The sequence below is a fragment of the Bradyrhizobium sp. HKCCYLRH3073 genome (assembly GCF_051167995.1).
Classification (GTDB): Bacteria; Pseudomonadota; Alphaproteobacteria; order Rhizobiales; family Xanthobacteraceae; genus Bradyrhizobium.
This window is the reverse complement of sequence record NZ_JBNPUD010000006.1, coordinates 309,998-328,785: the sequence shown is the minus strand read 5'-3', so window position 1 is coordinate 328,785 and position 18,788 is coordinate 309,998. Positions and strand designations below refer to the sequence as shown.

Sequence of the window (18,788 nt, the reverse complement as noted above, 5' to 3'; positions counted from 1 at the left end):
TCAGCCCTCCAGCGACTTGGCGGCGGAATGGATCGCGGCGCGGATGCGGACATAGGTCGCGCAGCGGCAGATGTTGCCGTTCATCGCCAGGTCGATGTCCTGGTCGGTGGGCTTGGGATTGAGGCCGAGCAGCGCGGCCGCGCTCATGACCTGCCCCGATTGGCAGTAGCCGCATTGCGGCACATCGTGCGCGGCCCAGGCCTTCTGCACGGCGACGGCTTCAGTGGAGGTCAGCCCCTCGATCGTGGTCACCTCGCTTTTTCCGACCGCCGAGACGGGCAACGAGCAGGAGCGGACGGTCTGGCCATCGACATAGACGGTGCAGGCGCCGCACTGCGCGACGCCACAGCCATACTTCGTGCCGGTCAACCCGACATTGTCGCGGATGGCCCAGAGCAAGGGAGTTCCGGGATCGACATCGACCTGATGCTCGCGCCCGTTGATCTTCAATGTGAACGCCGCCATTGCCGCCCTCGCTGTCTTTCGTTCGACAACGCGAGTTAGATGCATTCGAGAATGGCTCGCAATTCACAGAGCCGTGCAGTGCATCAAAATATTTCTGCGCGAGGACGGAACGATCTCTGGCTGATGTTGAATCGCTCCGAAGACGCTGCCGCAGTCCGCAAGGCTAGACAGCTACTTCACCTGATGAGGCAACGTCTCGCCCGCAAAGAACGCGGTAAGATTGGCGACCACGCAGGCCTGCATGGCGACGTGCGCCTCCCTGGTGTTGCCGCCGATATGCGGGGTCACCACCACGTTCGGCAGCATGGTCAGCTCATCCGGCGCATGCGGCTCGGTTTCGAACACGTCGAGGCCGGCGCCGGCGATGGTGCCGTCCTGTAGCGCCGCCAGCAGCGCGCGCTCGTCGATGACGGAGCCGCGCGAGATGTTGACGACATGGCCGTCGGGCCCCAGCCGCTTCAGGAGCCCGGCGTTGACGACGTGAGTGGTCTCGGCGCTGGCACGGACCGCGATCATCAGCACGGTGCACCATTCGGCGAGCGCCTCGAGGCTCGGAAAATATTGATACGGCAGGTCGTCGTAGCGCGTGCGGCTGAAATAGCCGATTTCGGTCTCGAACGCCACGACCCGGGCCGCGATCTTGCGGCCGATCTCGCCCATGCCGTAGACGCCGACCTTGCAGCCGGCGAGGCTCGGCGGCGGCTTCATCAGCGGCGATGGTTTTGCGGACGCCCAGCCCCCGTCGCGGACGTAAGCGTCTGCCACCATCAGCCGCCGCGTGCTCGCCAGCATCAGCATCACAGCGACGTCCGCGACCGCCGCGGCATTGGCGCCCGGGCTATGTGCGACGGCGATGTTACGGGCCGCGGCCGCCTTCAGGTCGACCCCGTCATAGCCGGTGCCATAGCAGACGATCGCTCCGAGCGCCGGGAGCCTGTCCATGTCGGCTGCGCCGAGCGGCGTGCCGCCGGCCGTGATCAGCGCCCGGATCCGCGCGACCTCGTCCGCCGGAAAAACCTCGTGCGCCGGCTTGCCGCCGCTGTCGAGCAGTTCGAAGCGGTCGGCAAAGCGCTGGGTCAGCGACTTCGGCAGGCGGGAATAGATCAGGACCTTGTCGGGCATGGCGGCAGGCACTCCAAATGCGAAGGGCGGGATCGATGAACGATCCCGCCCTTCTAACTAACCTATGCCCGGCCGCTTACGCGAGCACGGTGCCCGGCTCGACCTTGACGCCGGGGCCCATCGTCGAGGACACCGCGACGCGCTGGACGTAGGTGCCCTTGGCGCCGGCCGGCTTGGCCTTCACCACCGCATCCGCCAGCGCCTTGATGTTCTCGACCAGCTTGTCCTCGGCGAACGAGGCCTTGCCGACGCCAGCCTGGATGATGCCGGCCTTCTCGACGCGGAACTCGACCGAGCCGCCCTTGGCGCCCTTGACGGCACCGGCGACATCCATGGTCACGGTGCCGATCTTCGGGTTCGGCATCATGCCGCGCGGACCGAGCACCTTACCGAGACGGCCGACCAGCGGCATCATGTCGGGGGTGGCGATACAGCGGTCGAAGTCGATGTTGCCGTTCTGCACCTTCTCGACCAGGTCCTCCGCGCCGACCACGTCGGCACCGGCGGCCTTGGCTTCCTCGGCCTTGGCGCCGCGGGCGAACACGCCCACGCGCAGCGTACGGCCGGTGCCGTTCGGCAGCATGACGACGCCGCGGACCATCTGGTCGGCGTGGCGCGGATCGACGCCGAGGTTGATCGAGACCTCGATGGTCTCGTCGAACTTCGACACGGCCCGCTCCTTGATCATCTTGATCGCGTCAGCAAGCGGGTAGAGCTTGGTGCGGTCGATACCCTCGCGGGCCTTCTTCAAACGCTTTCCGAGTGCCATGGCCGCTTACCCCGCAACTTCCAGACCCATCGAGCGGGCGGAGCCCTCGACCATCTTCATGGCCGACTCGATCGAGTCGCAATTCAGGTCCTTCATCTTCTTCTCGGCAATCTCGCGCACCTGCGCCTTGGTCACCTTGCCGGCCTTGTCGCGACCCGGGGCCTTGGAGCCCGACTGGATCTTGGCGGCCTGCTTGAGGAAGTAGGACATCGGGGGGGTCTTCATCTCGAAGGTGAAGGACCGGTCCGCGTAGATGGTGATGACCACCGGGATCGGGGTGTTCTTCTCTTCCTTCTGGGTCTGCGCGTTGAACGCCTTGCAGAACTCCATGATGTTGAGACCGCGCTGACCGAGCGCCGGGCCGATTGGCGGCGACGGGTTGGCCGCGCCGGCCGGCACCTGAAGCTTCAGGTAGCCGGTTACTTTCTTTGCCATTGGGATTCTCCAATGCGCTCGCGACCTTGCCTGATGCGAACGCAACGCCTTGGGGCGACAAAACCCGTCAGGCGAGGTTTGGGACCGTGGTCCGGCGCGCTTGGCCCGGCTGGCAAAGCCGGTCACGCCTCCCACGAACGAAATCGCCCCCGTCCGGGGAGCGAAGCGCGCCCGATACACGAGATCGGACGAAAAGGAAAGGGTTGAGGGCAAAGCTCCCTCCTCCCGTCATTCCGGGGCGCCCGCAGGGCGAGCCCGGACTCCATAGCCACAGGGTGCCGCGTGAGGCACGCTGGAGCTGGCACTTCGCCGTCCCATTCCCGATCGAGGCTATGGATTCCGGGCTCAGCTCTGACGGCGGAGAAAGCGTGGATCGCCGGCCTCAGCCGACGACCTTCTCGACCTGGTTGAACTCGAGTTCGACCGGGGTGGCGCGGCCGAAGATCGACACCGCGACCTTGAGGCGCGAGCGGGCCTCATCGATTTCCTCGACCACGCCGGAGAACGAGGCGAACGGGCCGTCGGCGACGCGGACGTTCTCGCCGATCTCGAACGACACCGACGATTTCGGCCGCTCCACGCCTTCCTGCATCTGGTTCAGGATGCGCATCGCCTCGCCTTCGGAAATCGGCATCGGCTTGTTCTCGGCACCGAGGAAGCCGGTCACCTTGGGCGTGTTCTTGATCAGGTGGAACGCCTCGTCGGTCAGCTTCATCTTCACCAGCACGTAGCCGGGGAAGAACTTGCGCTCGGCGTTGATCTTTCGGCCGCGGCGCACCTCGGTGACGTTCTCGATCGGCACCAGCACCTGCTCGAACAGATCCTCGAGATTGCGCTGCTTGGCCTGCTCGCGGATCGACTCCGCGACCTTCTTCTCGAAGTTCGAATAGGCGTGGACGATGTACCAGCGCTTGTCGGAGCTTTGCGTTGCGATTGCCATCAGTGGATGCCCAGCACGAGGGTGATGAGATAACGGATGATCTGATCGGCGGCGAAGAAGAAGATCGAGGCCAGCGCCACCATCACGAACACCATGATCGTGGTGATGGTGACCTCGCGACGGCTCGGCCACGAGACCTTGGCGGTCTCCGAGCGCACTTCCTGCAGGAATTTGAACGGGCTGGTAGCCATCGTCAGGGGTCCTCGTCCGTCATCGGACGATTGAAGAGTTGACTGGGAAAACCGAACAGCCGACCGTGGCCCACCCTCTTGTCGGAGAGATGAGCCGAATCCACGGGCTCGCTTGTTCGGGGAGTGAAAAGCCGCGCCGGATATCCGCGTGTAGCGGGCCGGCTGCAGGTCCTCGATATCTACTGTCGACCCGGCCGAAGGTCAAGGTACCGAGGTGAACGACGCTCCTACGGCCCTCCGGCCCGGTCGGTTGGTGGATCTGCCCCAGGCGCGTGCGGCCGACGCGTTTCACTTCGGCGTCGCAAAATAGAAGTCGACCCGCCCCGGCACCGAGCCATAGGTATACGGCTGCTGCCGGCGTTCGGTCATGTCCATCACGTCGTCGCGCACGTTGTCGAACAGGCGGCGAACCTCGAGACCCGGAACCTGCATGTTCTTGACGAAGGCCGTGGCGAACGGCGAGTTCGCTGTATCGCCGTCGAGAGCGGTCTCGCCATGCTTTGCGGCGAACACGACCAGCGTCCCGGGATCGGGCTCCATCTGCGCCAGACCGCGGCTGACGGACCTGGACGCCACCGTCATGGTTCGCTTCATCTGACTGGCGAAGGGATTGTCGCGACATGCATCCAGCAGCACCAGGCGCAGTTGCTTGGCCCGCTCCGCAGAGTTGAGCACCTGATCGATCGAGACCGCTTCGAGGCTGATGTCGCGATCGCTTGCGATCCTGGCATCGACCGGGATGAGATAGTTGACTCCTGCGACCTCCATGCCATGTCCGGCGTAATAGACGACGGCCCAGTCGGCGGACTCGGCCTGCCGTGCAAACTCGCGCAGCGCACCGACGAGTTGATCTCTGCCCAGGTCGTTCTCCAGCATCACGGTCTGAAAATTCGCCCGGCGTAGCGCGTCCGCCACCAGAGCGGCGTCCCGGCCAGGATTGGGGAGCGTCGGAACGTTCTGATAGGCCGAATTGCCGATCACCAGAGCGATCCGTTTGCCGGGTGAGTGGCCGGAAGCAAGAACGGCACCGAGGGCAGCCGGCTTGGTCTGGGCGGGCGGCGCAGCGTCGGCGCCGATGGCGTCGGCGATGTTGGCCTGCTGCCCCGTCTTGGATCCCTTCGCGCGCTGCGCCAGCTCCTGCTGCAGCTTCTTCTGCTGGGCTTCGAACGCTTTTGGGTCCGTCGGAGGCCCGTCATAGGCCTTGTTGAAGTCACGCAAGGGCAGGCTCATCGAAACCACCTGCCCGGTATTCATCGTGGCCTGAACGTTGATGGTCTGACCGCGGCGCAGGCTGCCCAACAGTTCCGGGGTGAGCTCGTAGTCCGACATACAACCGTTCTTGAAGCAGATGATGAACGGCTTCTGCAGACTCCGCTCGCTGTCGATCATCAACCGGGTGCCTTCGGCGAAATCCATGCCCAACGGCAGCGTGATCCGCAGCAGCCTCTTCGGGTCGGCTTCGGGCTCGATGACCACGGCCGCGAGCAAGGGTTGGCCCGTTTCGATCCGGCCGTCCTTGCCCGTGAAGCAGACCAACTTGGCATCGGCGTCCTTGCCCTTCAGGCAGAACTTGGTCCAGGGCGCCATGACAGAGAGATTCGGTTTCAAAATCGGGAGGCTCTTGTTGTTCCTGATCTTGAACAGAGCCACGAACATCTTTCTTTGCTGCTCGTCGACAGCATTCCAGTTGCCTGCCTTGGCACCGAGCGCCTGGGCCAAATCGGCGAGCGGAAGCGGAAGCGACAGCGGTGCGCCATTCGCATTGATGGCTTGAACGACCAGGCTCTTGCCGTTCTTCAGCATTTCGATCAGCTCAGGCGTCGCATTGTAGTCCGAGACGCAGCCGTCTGCGCCGCAGAACAAATAGGTGCTCTGGATCGGCTTCTCCGCGTCGACGATGATCCGCGTTCCGTGAACGGTTTGCAGACCGAGCGGGAGAACCACCCTTAAGACCTTACGGGCCTCCCCGTCTCTCTCGACGAGCACGGCCACGACAACTCGCTCGTTCTCGGCGGACCGCGCTGTCTTGGTGGTGAAACAGATCTGCTTGCCGTCAACATCTGCTTCGCGCGTACAGGCCTTCGCCCATGGGGAATACGACAGCTTGATCTCCTGCGCGGGCTTGGTCTGCGCTATCGCGGGTGAGGCCAGCACCGACAACAAGCCGAGCGCCAGTGCGATGCCGCTCCCGACCGCCAGCGCAGCAAAACTCCTCATGCTCCCAACCTCTTTCGCGCCTTCAATGCAGGGTTGAACGGCAGCCTACCGTGTTGCCGGGTTCGCGGCACGGAAAAAACAGCGCCTGCCCGACCGACATCGAGCATTCGCTCAACGGCCGCGCGGGCCTCGAAGACTAGCCACGGATTACCGCTGCCGACCCTGTCTTTCCGCGCGATGGGAGAACGGCGGAGCACCGCGACGAAATGCCGTGGTTCATGCGCAGCCCGCGCTTGCTCATGATGATTCGGGCCCGCATGCTGCAGCCCATAAGAACAATGATCCGGAGGAAATCCATGATGTCTGCCCCGCGGAAGGGCGTAATGAGCCTTGCGGCCATCGGCCTTGCCACTCTCGTCCTCACCGCCGTCCCCGCCCGCGCCCAGGCGCCGCTCAAGATCGGCGTGCTCAGCGACTTCTCGTCGGTCTATTCGGACATTGGCGGCCAGGGCAATCTCGAGGCGACCAAGCTCGCCATCGAGGAATTCGGCGGCACGATGTTCGGCAAGCCGATCGAGGTGATCAGCGCCGATCCGCAGAACAAGGCCGACATCGCCGCCGCGATCGTGCGCAAATGGTATGAGAACGAGGCCGTCGACATGGTCATCGACATGCCGACCTCGGCCACCGCGCTCGCCGGCATGGAGATGTCGAAGCAGTTCGAGAAGCTGATGATCGTGACGGATGCCGCGAGCTCCGACATCACCGGCAAGTCCTGCTCGCCCTACACCGTGCACTGGACCTACGACACCTACGGCAATGCGCACACGGTCGGCAGCGCCATCGTCAAGAACGGCGGCAACACCTGGTTCTTCATCACCGCCGACTATCTGTTCGGCCATTCGATCGAGCGCGACACCGGCGACGTCGTGCGCGCCGCCGGCGGCACGGTGGTCGGCAGCGCCCGCCATCCCCTCAACAACCAGGACTTTTCGTCCTTCCTGCTGCAGGCCCAGGCCTCCAAGGCCAAGATCATCGGCATGGCCAATGGCGGTGGCGACACCATCAACACCATCAAGCAGGCCGCCGAGTTCGGCATCGTCGCTGGCGGCCAGAACCTCGCCGGCATCGTGATGTTCATCTCCGACATCCACAGCCTCGGCCTGAAGCTCGCACAGGGATTGATCATCACGGAGGCCTATTACTGGGACCTCAACGACCGCACCCGCGCCTTCGGCAAGAAGTTCTTCGACAGGATGAAGCGGATGCCGACCATGAACCAGGCCGCGACCTACAGCGCCACCCTGCACTATCTCAATGCCGTGAAGGCCGCCGGCACCCGCGACACCAGGCCGGTGCTCGCGAAGATGCGCGAGACTCCGGTGCGCGACGCCTTCACGGACAACGGCGTGCTGCGCGAGGACGGCCGCATGGTGCACTCGATGTTCCTGTTCGAGGTGAAGAAGCCGGAGGAATCGAAGGGCCCGTGGGACTATTACAAGGTGCTGGCGGAGGTGCCCGGCGACCAGGTGTTCCGGCCGCTGAAGGACGGCAACTGTCCCTATGTGAAGCAATAAGAGGTCGCCGAAACGCATTCGGGGCTCGCGCATCGCGGGCCCCGGCCTCACCTGTCTCGTCGATTTTTGGCTTAAGTGCTTGATCTCGCTGGCAGGAGTGGAGAGGCTCGAACTCCCAACCCCCGGTTTTGGAGACCGGTGCTCTACCAATTGAGCTACACTCCTAGCGAGCCGGGACAGTGTCGCCGGTTCGCGCGCTTTGAAGCATAGACCTCCCCCCGAATGCAAGGGTGCAATGGGGCAAATCGACTGGTCAGACCACAACTTCCGCGCCAGACTTGATGCAAACCGACAACAGGACTTCAGGGAGAGCCCATGACCCCGCCGACTGCCGCATCCAGCGTGCCCCTTTCCGCGCTCCGCTCGCTGACGCCGCCGCTGCCGGATGACCGCCCCGAGGCGCTGGGCCTGTCCCAGGCTCGGCTGCAGCGGGCCTCCGATGCATTCAAGCGCGAGGCCGACAAGGGAACCATCCCCGGCGCCACCCTGCTGGTCGGCCGCCGCGGCCGGATCGGCTGGTTCGACGCCATCGGCCGGCAAACGCCCGACGCCGACACGCCGATGCGGCCGGATTCGATCTTCCGCATCTTCTCGATGACCAAGCCGATCGTCTCGCTCGGGATCATGATGCTGGTCGAGGACGGCGAGTTGTTGCTGTCCGATCCGGTCGCCAAGTTCATCCCGGAATTCGGCGAGCAGAAAGTGGGCGTCGAGACCGGCGGCCAGCTGGAGCTGGTGCCGGTCGCCCAGCCGATGACGGTCCAGGACCTGCTGCGCCACACCTCGGGCCTCGCTTATGAGCACACCGGCACCGGGCCGGTGCACCAGCTCTACCAGCAGTCGCGGGTGCGCAGCCGCAAGATCACCAATGCCGAGCACGCGACAATCGTCGCCGGCCTGCCGCTGATCTGCCAGCCGGGCGCCGAGTTCAACTACAGCCGCTCGACCGACATTCTCGGGCGCATCATCGAGGTCGTCTCGGGCCAATCGCTCGGCGCCTTCCTCGCCGCGCGCATCCTCAAGCCGCTCGGCATGAACGAGACCGCCTTCTTCACCGCGGAGGTCAATGCCGGCCGGCTCGCCGAGCCGTTCGCCAAGGACCCGTGGACCGGCGAGGCGGTCAACCTGTTCAAGATGACCGAGCAGCCTCTGATGGAATCCGGCGGCGGCGGCCTTGTCGCGACCACCATGGACTACGCGCGGTTCTGCGCCATGCTGCTCAACCGCGGCAGCCTCGATGGCATCAGGCTGGTCGGCCGAAAGACGCTGGAGCTGATGGCCTCCGACCATCTCGGGCCTCATGTGAAGACGCAGGGCACCCTGCTGTCGCCCGGTCACGGTTTCGGCCTCGGCTTCGCCGTGCGCCGCGAGGCCGGCATCGCCCCCTTCCCCGGCTCGCCCGGCACCTTCTTCTGGAGCGGCATCGCCGGCACGTTCTTCTGGATCGATCCGAAGGAGGAGCTGTTCTGCGTGTTCATGGCCCAGGCTCCCGGACAGCGCGACTACCTGCGCACGCTGGTGCGCGACGTGGTGTATGCCGCGGTGGAGTGAGGGGGCGTTTGTAGCCCGGATGAGCGCAGCGACATCCGGGATCTCCCGTACTCTTCGTGTGAACCCGCATGTCGCTTCCGCTCATGCGGGCTACGGGGCCTATGACGTTTGCCCGGATGCAGCGACAATCACAACTGTCGTCCCGGCGAACGCCGGGACCCATACCGTGTGATCTGTCGTGGGATGTCACTGCCAGTTGCCTGCCTCATGACGGCCGGTGGTTGTGGGTCCCGGCGTTCGCCGGGACGACACTGTTGGGTGAGGCCGCAACGCCGGCCACGCGAATAGTTCCCCTCAACTGATCGTCGCGCCGCCGTCGATCACCATGGTCTGGCCCGTCATGAAATTTCCGGCGGCGGAGCCGAGGAAAACCGCCGCGCCGGCGATCTCGTCGGGGATGCCGATGCGCAGCAGCGGCGAGCGCGCGGTGGAGGCCTTGAGGTTGTCCGGATTGTCCCACAAGGCTTTGGCGAAATCGGTCTTGATCAGGCCGGGCGCGATGCAGTTCACGCGCACATTGTGCGGGCCGTATTCGCAGGCGAGGTTGCGCGCGAGCTGCATGTCGGCAGCCTTGGAGATCGCGTAGGCGCCGAGGATGGTCGAGCCCTTCAGGCCGCCGATCGACGACACGATGATGATCGAGCCGTCCTTGCGCGCGATCATCTGCGGCACGACCATGCTGATCAGCCAGTTGTTGGCGACGATGTTGTTGTCGAGGATCTTCCGGAACTGATCGTCGGAGATGCCGGCGAGCGGCCCGTAATAGGGATTGGAGGCGGCGTTGCAGACCAGCACGTCGATCTTGCCGTAGATGCGGTTGGCCTCGTCGACCAGGTTCTGCAGGTTCTCCTTGCTGGAGATATTGGCGGCGACGGCCGCCGCCGTGCCTGCACCGAAGCGGTCATTGAGCTCCTTGGCGACGGCATCGCAGACATCGGCCTTGCGCGACGAGATCACCACCTTGGCGCCATGCTCGGCCATGCGCTCGGCAATGGCGAGCCCGATGCCGCGGGTCGATCCGGTGATGACGGCGACCTTGCCGGTCATGTCGAACAGGGTCATGGGGAGTCCTCCTGGGTTGAGTTGTTATGAGTTGCGGAATGGCAGCCGCGAGCTCGGTCGCGTAGCCCGGATGAGCGCAGCGACATCCGGGGTCTCACGCGCTGCAACGGTGAACCCGGATGTCGCTGCGCTCGTCCGGGCTACGAAGTTCACTACGCCAGCTTGCTCGTCGTCACCTCCGGCCCGGCCGGCTGGTGCATCGCGCGGTGCGCGGCATCGGCGATCCATGGCTGCTGGTTGACCATCGGCAACCGCCAAGTGCTGATGTCGCCAGCCACGATGTGGTCGAGCCGGGTCACCGAGCAGTTGTCGATGTCGAAAGCCAGCCCCTTCTCGACCAGGCCGCCGAGCGCGAGGCCCACCGCAGCCTTGATGGTGCCGCCATGGCCGACGGCGATGACGTCGCGGCCGGCTTCCGAAACGGTGATACGAGCAATCGCCGCGGTGACGCGGGTGTACAGATCCATGTAGCTCTCGCCGCCCGGCGCCGGCTCATCGATGGCGGCGAACCAGTGGCTGCCCGCGGGACGGCTGGCCAGGAACGCGGCGCGGTTCATGCCCTGCCATTGTCCGAGATGCTGCTCGGCAAAAGCGGCCTCCCTGACCATCGCTGCGGGACGCGGGAAGCCGGCGGCCCAGATCGCCTCGGCGGTCTGATGCGTGCGCATCAGATTGCTCGCATACCACGCCGCACTGCGCGGTAGGATTTTTGCGACCGCCTCGAACACCTCGCGATCGGAGATATCGCAGGCGATGTCGGACTGGCCGTAGATATTGCCGCCGTCGCTGCGCACCGGCGCGTGACGCACCCACCACCAGCGCGTGATGACGACAGAAGGTTTCGTTCCATCAACCAACATCGCTCAACCCTTCCCTCCGCTCGTCTCTCGCTGTACGTGAAGGCCCAGATCGTCTCAAGCCGCTTGGCGATCTCAGCACGTTTGAAACGGCGTTTGAATTCCGTTGCGCGGCACGCAACTGACCACAATTGAAGCAGGAGGAAACATGGGCCGCCTCGAAGGCAAATCCGTCATCATCACCGGCGCCGGCAGCGGCATCGGCCGCGCCGCATCGCTGATGTTCACCAGGGAAGGCGCGCGGCTGATCGCGGTCGATCGCAGCGAAGGCGTCAAGGAGACGGTCGAACTCGTCAAGCAGCAGGGCGGCATCGCGGAGGCCGTGATGGCCGACGCCGGTTCGGAAGCCGACGTGAGCGGCTTCATCGATCGCGCCGTTGCGACCTACGGCAAGCTCGACGTCATCTGGGCCAATGCCGGCATCTCCGGCGGCTTGATCCCGATCGCCGAACAGACCGTCGAGCACTGGCAGGAGATCCTGCGCATCAATCTGATCGGCCCGTTCCTCGCGGTGAAATACGCGATGCCGCACATGGTTCGGCAGCAGCGCGGCGCCATCGTCTGCACGGCCTCCGTTGCGGGCCTGAAGTCCGGCGCCTCGGGCCATCCCTATGCGGCGAGCAAGGCGGGCGTCATCAGCCTGGTGCAGACCACGGCCTACTCGCTGTCCGGCACCGGCGTGCGCATCAATGCGGTCTGTCCCGGCCTGATCGAGACCGGCATGACCAAGCCGATCTTCGACGGCGCCAAGGAGCGCGGCACCGAAGGCAAGATCGGCCAGCTCAATCCGTTGAAGCGCGCCGGCCAGCCGCATGAGATCGCCGCCATGGCCCTGTTCCTCGCCAGCGACGAGGCCTCCTACGTCAACGGCCAGGCCTTTCCGGTGGACGGTGGGCTGACCGCGTCGATGCCGTATGCGGGCAAGCCGATCTAATTGAATGGCTGCCTCGCTCTCCGCTGTCGTCCCGGCGAACGCCGGGACCCATAACCACCGGCCGGAGTGAGGCAGGTAACTGACAGCGACATCCCTCGATGGATCACGCGGTATGGGTCCCCGCGTTCGCGGGGACGACACCTGTTGTTGCCGCACGACTGCGGCCCCTAAACCACGATTGCCCGCCATCCCCACCGCTGTCGTCCCCGCGAACGCGGGGACCCATACCCCCAGGGAGCGGTTTGAGGCAGGCTGACGGTTGGCTTTTGGCCCAACACATCTGCTGCGGCGTATGGATCCCGGCTCTGCGCACCGCCAGCGCGTTCACGCTGTCGATGCTTGGCCGCAATGACGATATCCAAACATGCGCGTTCATTCCCGCGACGCATCCGCGCCCGAGTGATCCCGAAATTCACCGCCCTCAAACAGAGGGCGCAGGGAAGGCCAGGCGTCGGCTGACGCCTGCGGCCCGCCTGCGAAAAAATGCAGGCGGCAGGTACCACAGGTGCAGCCGAGAACACCCGGCCTTCCCTGCGCGACGGTCTTCACGCTTATACGCAGTCTGCCTGGTGCGCCGGGCTTGTTGGCCACCATGATCCGCGCGGCGCGTCAGCGCCGTCGCGAACGTAACACCAGCGTCGGGGTGTCAGCACGCTGCGACTTCACGTCCGCGCCGAGCCGTTCGTCCGCGCATCCTTGAAGGACACGCTGCGGCTCCATCGCGGCCATCGCTCCCCGCCTCGCGTGTCGTGACGATCGCGCGCAACGCCCCTTCCGAGTGAGGCGGGATGGCGGCCATCAAATCACAAATTCCGAAAAAGCGAAAGTAAAATCTTTCGCCTGCCCAGGCTGAACGAGGCGATCACCTTGATCACGCTCGCAAACTTTCTTTGCCGGCGCGACCGCGTCGTGTCGCAGCGGACAGCGGTCCGGTTCAAGCGCAGGCATCGGCGCTCGCTGCGATTTTTTCAGCCCACGTCTTCGAACCGCCTGCTTCGAGCCTCCGTCGAACTTCGCAAGCGGACCATTCCGGCCTCGCCGAAACCGAAGGATGGATCAGATGTCGAGATTGTCAAAACTAGCCCTGCTCACCTTGGGCGCCCTGGCGGCCGGCGCGGCCATGACGAGCGCGAGCGCGCGCGAGACCCAATGGCCGGGCTGTGAGCTGGTCTCCTGGACGGCCTGCGGCACCGACGCACAGGTGCAGCAATCGCAGCGCCGCCAGAGCCGCGATACCTCGCCGATCTACATGAAGCAGACCGATCCGCGCTACAGCAACGCGCTGACCGCGGCCGGTGGTGGCGGCGGAGGTGGTGGTGGCGGCGGCGGTGGGCGCTGAGCCCGCGCCAACGCGGGCCTGATGAGGAGCCCGGATGAGCGAAGCGACATCCGGGTTCAGCACTTCTGCCGGTGAAGAACCCGGATGTCGCTTCCGCTCATCCGGACTGCCAAGCTACGCCGCTCCGGCCTTTTGCGCGTAGGCCCAGGCCTGCTTGGTCATCGGCACCATGCGCTTGACGGACTCGATGGCCTTGTCGTTGGCGGCGGTGCCGTCGCGGATGCGGCCGATGATGCCCTGCAAAATGCCGGCGAGCCGGAACAGATTGTAGGCGAAGTACCAGTTGAGGTCCGGCAGCTCGGTGCCGGTGACGCCGCAATAGATCGCGGCCGCCTCCTCCATGGTCGGGATGTTCAGCGCCTTCAGGTCGACCCCGTCGAGGCCCGGCATGATCCACTGCATCAAGAGATAGGTGAAATCGGCCATGGGATCGCCGAGCGTCGACAGTTCCCAGTCGAGCACCGCGATGACGCGCGGCTCTGATGCGTGGAAGATCATGTTGTCGAGCCGGTAGTCGCCATGCACGATCGAGACGCGCTGCTGCACCGGCAAGGTGCGCGGCAACCACTCGATCAGCTTCTCCATTTCCGGCAGGTGCTCGGTCTCGGAGGCGCGATATTGCTTGGTCCAGCGATCGACCTGGCGGGCGAAGTAGTTGCCCGGCTTGCCGAACTCGCCGAGGCCGATCGCCGCCGGATCATAGCTGTGCAGCTTCGCCAAGGTCTCGATCTTGCTGGTGAAGATCGCGCGCCGCTCGGGCGCTGCGACATGCGGCAGGGTCGGATCCCAGAACACCCGGCCCTCCTCCATCGACATGATGTAGAAGGCCGCGCCGATGACGCTGTCGTCGTTGCACAGCGCATAGGCCTTGGCGACCGGAAAGCCCTGCTTGCCGAGTGCTGCGATGACGCGGAATTCGCGATCGACTGCATGCGCCGACGGCAGCAGCTTGCCGAACGGCTTTCGCCTGAGCACGTAGGAACGCGCCGGCGTGTTCAGGCGATAGGTCGGGTTCGACTGGCCGCCCTTGAACTGGAGCACGGTCAGCGGGCCCTGATAGCCTTCGACATGCTCGGCCATCCAGGCCGCGAGCTTGGCCTCGTCGAAGCGATGCCGCTCCTCGACCGGCTTGGTGCCGGAGAATTCTTCGTCCTTCTTGACGCCGTCGGCCACGACGAACTCCCTTGGTGTTACGTCTCATCCTACGAGCCGCGGCGATTGCCGTCGCTCGTTTTTTTTCGTCATTGCGAGCGCCGCCTGCAATGCCCGTGAGAGGGCTCAGTTACGTAGGGTGGGCAAAGCGAAGCGTGCCCACCCTCTTGCTTCGCGCTCGACAATGGTGGGCACGCCTCCGACTGCGCGCTTTGCGCACAGCCGGAGGCCTTGCCCACCCTACGAGTTCAGTGCCGCGGCTCGTTGGCGTATTTCTTCATTTCGAGCCGGGCGATGGCGCGGTTGTGCACCTCGTCGGGGCCGTCGGCAAGACGGAGCGTGCGGATGTTGGCGTAGTCCTTGGCGAGACCCGCATCATCCGACACGCCGGCGCCGCCGAACGCCTGGATGGCGTCGTCGATGATCTTCAGCGCCATGTTCGGGGCGGCGACCTTGATCATCGCGATCTCGCCCTGGGCGGTCTTGTTGCCGACCTTGTCCATCATGTCGGCCGCCTTGAGGCACAACAGCCGGCACATCTCGATGTTGGTCCGGGCCTCGCCGATGCGCTGCTCCCACACCGAATGCTCGATGATCTTCTTGCCGAAGGCCTGGCGCGTCATCAGCCGGCGCACCATCTTCTCCAGCGACTCCTCGGCCTTGCCGATGGTGCGCATGCAGTGATGGATGCGGCCGGGGCCGAGGCGGCCCTGCGCGATCTCGAAGCCGCGGCCCTCGCCGAGCAGGATGTTCTCCGCGGGCACGCGGACGTTCTCGAGCAGCACCTGGGCGTGGCCGTGCGGCGCGTCGTCGAAGCCGAACACCGGCAGCATCTTCTCGACCTTGATGCCGGGGGTGTCGAGCGGCACCAGGATCTGCGACTGCTGCTGATGCTTGGCGGCCGACGGATCGGTCTTTCCCATCAGGATCGCGATCTTGCAGCGGGGATCGCCGACGCCCGACGACCACCATTTGCGGCCGTTGATGACGTAATGATCGCCGTCACGCACGATCCGCGTCTCGATGTTGGTGGCATCCGACGAGGCCACGGCCGGCTCGGTCATCAGGAAGGCCGAGCGGATCTCGCCGTCCATCAGCGGGCGCAGCCATTTGCGCTTCTGCTCCTTGGTGCCGTAGCGGATGAACACTTCCATGTTGCCGGTGTCGGGCGCCGAGCAGTTGAACACCTCGGAGGCCCACGAAATGCGGCCCATCTCCTCCGACAGCAGCGCATATTCGAGATTGGACAGACCGGCGCCGCGGAACTCGTCGTCCTCATGTGGCGACGGCGGCATGAACATGTTCCAGAGGCCTTCCGCCTTGGCCTTCGCCTTGAGGTCCTCCAGGATCGGGATCACCTTCCAGCGGTCGCCCTCGGCGTCCTGCTGCTTGTAGATCGGCACCGCCGGGCGGACATGCTTGGTCATGAAGCTGCGCACACGCTCCAGCCATTCCTGCTGCTTCGCCGACATCGTGAAGTCCATGGGACTCTCCTTGGGTGTTTCCTCTGAAATTTTGGCCGCAGTGTCGGCCCGCCCACGGCGTCCGTGCAAGTGTGATCTTGCGCGACACGACCGCGCGAACCGTCGCTGCAGCGCCGAAATGTCGCCCCACGGAAGAACCGTGATTGACATTGCGGCCGTCTCAAACAATAGTTTCATACAATTGTTTGAAACGCAACTCCCCGCTTCATCGTTCGGGAGGACGAGCATGGCGACCGACCAGACCCGGACTGCGATCCTGATCGCCGCCGAGCGGCTCTATGCCGAACGCGGCTTCTCCGACGTAACCTTGCGCGACATCGTGGCGGAGGCGAACGTCAATCTCGCCGCGGTGAACTATCATTTCGGCTCCAAGGACGAGCTGATCGCCGAACTGTTCGTGACGCGCTCGATCGCGCTCAACCGCGAGCGCCTGCGCGAATTGCGTGAAGCCGAGGATGCCGGCGGCGGCCGCGCCGACATCTCCGACATCCTGCGCGCCCTCGTCGGCCCGATCCTGCGCGGCTGCCTCGGCCCTGAGAACCAGCGCTCGGCGGTGGCGCAGTTCATGATCCGCGCCTCGATCGAATCGGTGCCGCCAATTCGCCGTATCAAGACCAAGGAAATCGACCATCTGCGGAAGTTCGCAAGCGCAATGCAGCGCGCCCTGCCCGACAGCTCCGAGGTCGATCTGTTCTGGGGCCTGCATTTTGCGCTCGCCATGGCGCATCACACCATCCGCGAGAGTGAGCGCCTCACCAAGCTCTCCGACGGTCAATGCGACCTCGACGATGTCGAGGATGTGATCGCGCGGGTGGTGCGCGGCGCCGTGCTCGGCTTGACCGCGCGCGATCAGGCGGCAAAGTCGAAGGTCAAGATTGCAGCGCGCAGCCCGTAGCCGGGATCCCACCATCCACCATGGAGTCCACTCGTGACGTACCGACCGCACCTGTTACTCGCCTTCGTCGCGTCCACGCTCGTGATGGTCACCGCCAGCGAGCCGGTGCTGGCCCGCGGCGCCGCCGCCAGCATCATGAACTCGCCGGGCTATCAGCGCCGCCTGCAGGAATCGCGGCAGCAGCTTGGCGCGCCACCGCCCGCCCGGTACGTTGTAGAGCCGCGCTATCATGCGCCGCGGCACAAGGCGAAGCGGCACCGTCATCACAGCCACAATTAGGAGCAAACTCTCTCCACGGGTCGTCCCGGCGAACGCCGGGACCCATACCGCATGATCCGTCTTGAGGCACGCGGAGAGATATCGAGAGTCAGCACGCCGGCCGGTGGTTATGGGTCCCGGCGTTCGCCGGGACGACACCGGAGAATGACGCGACTAGCGGTGCCCTACACGACGCCCTGCTGCTTCAACGCCGCGATCTTCGCCTCGTCATAGCCGAGCCCCGACAGCACGTCCTGCGTATGCTCGCCGAGCAGCGGCGGCGCGCGATATTCGGTGATCGGGGTGCCGGAGAAGGTCAGCGCGTTGCGGATCAGGGACAGCTGCGGCTCGAACGGGTGCTCGACCTTCACCTCCATGCCGCGCGAGCGGACATGCGGATCGGCGAACACGTGCGCAAAATCGTTGACCGGCCCGCATGGCACGCCGGCCTTCTCCAGCTCCTCCAGCCAATGCGCCACCGAGTTCTTCAGGAACAGGCCGGCGAAGATCGCCATGATCTCCTTGCCGTTGACGACGCGGTCGTTGTTCCTGACGAATTTCGGATCGGTGGCGAGCTGGGGCGAGCCGAGCACGGCGCAGGTGCGCGCGAATTGCGCGTCGTTGCCGACCACCAGCATCAATTCGCCGTCGGTGCAGCGGAACACGCCGGCCGGCATGCCGCCATTGCCCCAGGTGCCGCGGCGCGGCGGCGACTTGCCGTTGACCAGGAAGATCTGGGCGTAGTGCGACAGCGACGCGATCACGGTGTCGAACAGGCAGACGTCGATGTGCTGGCCGCCGCCGCCATTGACGTCGCGGTGATACAGCGCCGAAAGGATGCCGATCGAGGTGTTCATGCCGGTCATGTAGTCGACGATCGAGGGACCGACCTTCATCGGCCCCGCCCCCGGTTCGCCGTCCATGTGGCCGGTCACGCTCATCAGCCCGCCCATGGCCTGGAAGATCGCATCATAGCCGGCGCGCGGTGAATACGGCCCGGTCTGGCCGAAGCCGGTCACCGAACAGTAGATCACGTCGGGATTGATCGCCTTGATGGCCTCGTAGTCGAGGCCGTAGCGCTTGAGATCGCCGACCTTGTAGTTCTCCATGAACACGTCGCAGTCCTTGGCGAGCGCGCGGATGATCTCCTGCCCCTCCGGCGAGGCGATGTTGACCGTGACGGACTTCTTGTTGCGGTTGGCGCAGATGTAGAAGGAATTGTTGTTGTTGGCCTTGCCGTCGGGGTCCCTGAGGTAGGGCGGACCGAACGCGCGCGCGTCGTCGCCGGTGCCGGGCCGCTCGATCTTGATCACCTCGGCGCCGAGATCGGCCAGCATCTGCGCCGACAGCGGTCCGGCCAGGACGCGGGTCAGATCGAGAATCTTGATGCCAGAAAGCGGCAGGGCCGACATGGAGTTCCTCCGGGAGTTCTTATTCCTTGGCGCGGACATGCCCTGGCGAGGGCCCCGCCCGTCACCCGCCGATACACCATTTCGCGACTCGGAGCACTGCGCTGGCGGCATGCCGCCTTGCCCGGCACAGGACGTCACCCCGAGCACCGCGCCCCGGGCGACCCAAATCCTGGGCGGTGGAAACTCGT

18 protein-coding genes and 1 tRNA gene are annotated in these 18,788 nt (G+C 65.0%); 6 read left to right on the top strand and 13 right to left on the bottom strand.

Translation table 11 applies throughout. From position 1 onward, the window contains the following. From ACQR1X_RS17265 to ACQR1X_RS17235, 7 genes are all read right to left on the bottom strand, one after another. Positions 1 to 465, bottom strand: coding sequence for a (2Fe-2S)-binding protein (locus ACQR1X_RS17265; RefSeq protein WP_315800980.1), 465 nt, complete (start codon positions 463 to 465; stop codon positions 1 to 3). 171 nt (positions 466 to 636) lie between these two features. Next, the gene (locus tag ACQR1X_RS17260; protein ID WP_434899264.1) at positions 637 to 1,587 is read right to left on the bottom strand and encodes a 2-hydroxyacid dehydrogenase; all 951 of its coding nucleotides are present in this window, start codon (positions 1,585 to 1,587) and stop codon (positions 637 to 639) included. Positions 1,588 to 1,663: 76 nt separating this feature from the next. Continuing rightward, on the bottom strand, positions 1,664 to 2,356 hold the full coding sequence (gene rplA, locus ACQR1X_RS17255; protein WP_315754183.1) for a 50S ribosomal protein L1: 693 nt from the start codon (positions 2,354 to 2,356) through the stop codon (positions 1,664 to 1,666). A gap of 6 nt (positions 2,357 to 2,362) precedes the next feature. Next, a complete protein-coding gene (gene rplK / locus ACQR1X_RS17250) occupies positions 2,363 to 2,791 on the bottom strand; it encodes a 50S ribosomal protein L11 (RefSeq protein WP_012045056.1) in 429 nt (142 codons plus the stop codon). A 382-nt stretch (positions 2,792 to 3,173) separates the two neighbouring features. Then, positions 3,174 to 3,731: a transcription termination/antitermination protein NusG gene (gene nusG, locus ACQR1X_RS17245; protein WP_009031827.1), complete on the bottom strand. Its 558-nt coding sequence runs from the start codon at positions 3,729 to 3,731 to the stop codon at positions 3,174 to 3,176. After that, positions 3,731 to 3,922 carry a preprotein translocase subunit SecE gene (gene secE, locus ACQR1X_RS17240; protein WP_315800982.1) on the bottom strand — a complete coding sequence of 64 codons (192 nt, stop codon included), beginning with the start codon at positions 3,920 to 3,922 and terminating at the stop codon, positions 3,731 to 3,733. The genes nusG and secE overlap by 1 nt, the downstream gene beginning before the upstream one ends. Positions 3,923 to 4,210: 288 nt before the next feature. Beyond that, positions 4,211 to 6,076, bottom strand: a complete 1,866-nt coding sequence (locus ACQR1X_RS17235; RefSeq protein ID WP_315801371.1) for an invasion associated locus B family protein — start codon at positions 6,074 to 6,076, stop codon at positions 4,211 to 4,213. A 359-nt stretch (positions 6,077 to 6,435) separates the two neighbouring features. Between ACQR1X_RS17235 and ACQR1X_RS17230 the strand changes: the two genes are divergently transcribed. After that, the gene (locus ACQR1X_RS17230) at positions 6,436 to 7,656 is read left to right on the top strand and encodes an ABC transporter substrate-binding protein (protein ID WP_316216034.1); all 1,221 of its coding nucleotides are present in this window, start codon (positions 6,436 to 6,438) and stop codon (positions 7,654 to 7,656) included. Between the two features lie 89 nt (positions 7,657 to 7,745). Here the strand turns inward: ACQR1X_RS17230 and ACQR1X_RS17225 are convergent. Next, positions 7,746 to 7,821: transfer RNA gene (locus tag ACQR1X_RS17225), tRNA-Trp, on the bottom strand. A 150-nt stretch (positions 7,822 to 7,971) separates the two neighbouring features. On the opposite strand from ACQR1X_RS17225, the gene ACQR1X_RS17220 reads away from it, so the two are divergent. Then, on the top strand, positions 7,972 to 9,207 hold the full coding sequence (locus ACQR1X_RS17220; protein ID WP_315800984.1) for a serine hydrolase domain-containing protein: 1,236 nt from the start codon (positions 7,972 to 7,974) through the stop codon (positions 9,205 to 9,207). A 294-nt stretch (positions 9,208 to 9,501) separates the two neighbouring features. Here the strand turns inward: ACQR1X_RS17220 and ACQR1X_RS17215 are convergent, their stop codons facing one another. Together ACQR1X_RS17215 and ACQR1X_RS17210 are read right to left on the bottom strand one after the other, a co-directional pair. After that, positions 9,502 to 10,269, bottom strand: coding sequence for an SDR family NAD(P)-dependent oxidoreductase (locus ACQR1X_RS17215; protein ID WP_315800985.1), 768 nt, complete (start codon positions 10,267 to 10,269; stop codon positions 9,502 to 9,504). 152 nt (positions 10,270 to 10,421) lie between these two features. Continuing rightward, entirely contained in the window at positions 10,422 to 11,129 is a 708-nt protein-coding gene (locus ACQR1X_RS17210; protein ID WP_315800986.1) for a histidine phosphatase family protein, read from the bottom strand. 145 nt (positions 11,130 to 11,274) lie between these two features. Between ACQR1X_RS17210 and ACQR1X_RS17205 the strand changes: the two genes are divergently transcribed. Both ACQR1X_RS17205 and ACQR1X_RS17200 read left to right on the top strand, forming a co-directional pair. Next, positions 11,275 to 12,060, top strand: a complete 786-nt coding sequence (locus ACQR1X_RS17205; RefSeq protein ID WP_315800987.1) for an SDR family NAD(P)-dependent oxidoreductase — start codon at positions 11,275 to 11,277, stop codon at positions 12,058 to 12,060. Between the two features lie 1,060 nt (positions 12,061 to 13,120). Further along, positions 13,121 to 13,399 carry a hypothetical protein gene (locus tag ACQR1X_RS17200; protein WP_315800988.1) on the top strand — a complete coding sequence of 93 codons (279 nt, stop codon included), beginning with the start codon at positions 13,121 to 13,123 and terminating at the stop codon, positions 13,397 to 13,399. A gap of 114 nt (positions 13,400 to 13,513) precedes the next feature. On the opposite strand, the gene ACQR1X_RS17195 is transcribed toward ACQR1X_RS17200, so the two are convergent. Together ACQR1X_RS17195 and ACQR1X_RS17190 are read right to left on the bottom strand one after the other, a co-directional pair. Continuing rightward, the gene (locus tag ACQR1X_RS17195) at positions 13,514 to 14,572 is read right to left on the bottom strand and encodes a phosphotransferase family protein (RefSeq protein ID WP_315800989.1); all 1,059 of its coding nucleotides are present in this window, start codon (positions 14,570 to 14,572) and stop codon (positions 13,514 to 13,516) included. A gap of 227 nt (positions 14,573 to 14,799) precedes the next feature. Continuing rightward, on the bottom strand, positions 14,800 to 16,035 hold the full coding sequence (locus ACQR1X_RS17190; RefSeq protein ID WP_315800990.1) for an acyl-CoA dehydrogenase family protein: 1,236 nt from the start codon (positions 16,033 to 16,035) through the stop codon (positions 14,800 to 14,802). A 226-nt stretch (positions 16,036 to 16,261) separates the two neighbouring features. Here ACQR1X_RS17190 and ACQR1X_RS17185 point away from each other — a divergent pair, with 226 nt between their 5' ends. After that, complete coding sequence (locus tag ACQR1X_RS17185; protein ID WP_315800991.1) at positions 16,262 to 16,930, top strand: TetR/AcrR family transcriptional regulator; 669 nt, start codon at positions 16,262 to 16,264, stop codon at positions 16,928 to 16,930. A 33-nt stretch (positions 16,931 to 16,963) separates the two neighbouring features. After that, complete coding sequence (locus tag ACQR1X_RS17180) at positions 16,964 to 17,209, top strand: hypothetical protein (protein WP_315800992.1); 246 nt, start codon at positions 16,964 to 16,966, stop codon at positions 17,207 to 17,209. A gap of 164 nt (positions 17,210 to 17,373) precedes the next feature. On the opposite strand, the gene ACQR1X_RS17175 is transcribed toward ACQR1X_RS17180, so the two are convergent. Further along, positions 17,374 to 18,600, bottom strand: a complete 1,227-nt coding sequence (locus tag ACQR1X_RS17175) for a CaiB/BaiF CoA transferase family protein (protein WP_315800993.1) — start codon at positions 18,598 to 18,600, stop codon at positions 17,374 to 17,376. Positions 18,601 to 18,788: the final 188 nt, after the last annotated feature.